The sequence below is a fragment of the Psychrobacter sp. 1U2 genome, from assembly GCF_051847575.1.
Genome location: NZ_JBPYDC010000885.1, coordinates 1 through 788, shown reverse-complemented (window position 1 = coordinate 788; position 788 = coordinate 1). Strand labels below are relative to the sequence as shown.

Here is a 788-nt window from a genome sequence, read left to right as displayed (position 1 = left end):
TGGCGCGGGGCTTTTATCAGATAGCCTATCAAGAACAGCGACATGATTAGAGCAAGACCTGCAAAAAACCACTTTTGCCAACCGCCTGCATCGGCCAAAAAGCTAAAAGCAGCGCCATAATTGTACGCTAAGGTCCAATTAAGAAACGGCTCGATAACGGGTACGGGCTCATGAAAAGTCAGCTTGGTTTCAGCTAGCCATTTTGTCCATTGATCGATGATAAGCACGGCAAGCGACAGCAAATACCACATAAAGGCACGACTGCCATTTGCGATAACTTTTGGTGTTTTAGTCAAACGTCCTTTGGGCGTCGATGAACTACCCGTGGTTGCATGGGCAGGTTTGGGCGAGCCGTCGGCCTCAACCTGCGGCCGTTGATTGTCGGATGATTCCGTTGGATTAGGCATAGTGACGCACCTCGCCATTGCCAGCGACGTTGGTTACGCAGCGCGCACATAATTCAGGGTGTGCTGGATCTGTACCGATGTCATCACGGATATGCCAACAGCGTATACATTTTGTGCCAGTGGCCGCGCTCACATTGACAGTCAAGTCTGCTGAGCTGTCTTCTGTTTGCTTAGCATCATTGGGAGCTTTAGCTATTGGAGCCAAAGTCGCTTTACTGGTAATCAAGACAAACCGTAATTCTTCACCAAGTTTTGCTAGGCTCTCATGCATCGCGCCATCGGCATACAGGGTGACGTCAGCGGACAAATTAGCATTAATGATCTTATCGCCGCGTGCAGTCTCGATGTTTTTATTAACCATGTCTTTGGCTTGCATGATAC

At 49.0% G+C, this 788-nt stretch carries 2 protein-coding genes; both read right to left on the bottom strand.

The window, feature by feature from the left end; all coding sequences use genetic code 11:
* A partial coding sequence (locus ACS8FD_RS19340) for a signal peptidase II (protein WP_439277055.1) occupies positions 1-407 on the bottom strand: 407 nt, incomplete at its 3' end.
* On the bottom strand, positions 400-788 hold a 389-nt coding region (locus ACS8FD_RS19335), incomplete at its 5' end, for a zinc finger domain-containing protein (RefSeq protein ID WP_439277054.1). The genes ACS8FD_RS19340 and ACS8FD_RS19335, both read right to left, overlap by 8 nt.